The organism is Streptomyces narbonensis (assembly GCF_014649015.1).
GTDB classification, from domain to species: Bacteria; Actinomycetota; Actinomycetes; order Streptomycetales; family Streptomycetaceae; genus Streptomyces; species Streptomyces narbonensis.
This window is the reverse complement of record NZ_BMSF01000220.1, coordinates 1-500: the sequence shown is the minus strand read 5'-3', so window position 1 is coordinate 500 and position 500 is coordinate 1. Positions and strand designations below refer to the sequence as shown.

1 protein-coding gene is annotated in these 500 nt (G+C 56.2%); it reads left to right on the top strand.

What is annotated here, in order from left to right; genetic code table 11:
• The coding region (locus IE124_RS35260) for a hypothetical protein (RefSeq protein ID WP_229833216.1) at positions 1-312 on the top strand (312 nt) is incomplete at its 5' end.
• Positions 313-500 lie beyond the last annotated feature (188 nt).

Sequence of the window (500 nt, the reverse complement as noted above, 5' to 3'; positions counted from 1 at the left end):
TTTGAAAAATCGTTGCGGGATACGCAATACGCCCGTCAGAACGCTCATTTGCTGCTGTCAAGTGCACAGATGAAGGTGAGCAATGCGCAATACAGTGCGTCTTGGCTAATTAGCCAAGAGAGAAATAGAAGTCCGGTGATGCAACGGATCGATCAGCTGGAGGCTGTTGTGATGGCCGAGGAAGCCGCGTCAGCGCCTACTACGGACGCGAGCCGCGCCCAGGTGCACAGGTCGCGTAGTAAGCCCACTTATCGCCCTCAGCGCGACTACAGCCCTGATCGGGACCAGGACGAGCCGGGCATGGATTACTGAGCACATGTAGGCCAAGGACTGGACAAAGTTTCCGGCCCGGAAACTTTCTACACCAGCCACACACAAAAAGGCCGGGTTTCCCCGGCCTTTTTGTGTGTGGCTATTATCCTGCGATCTTGTTACCGGGCAGCTTTGAGCGTGCAAAGTTGGCAACCCTTGCCGCCGGTCGTCTACCCGAACGCTTGCAC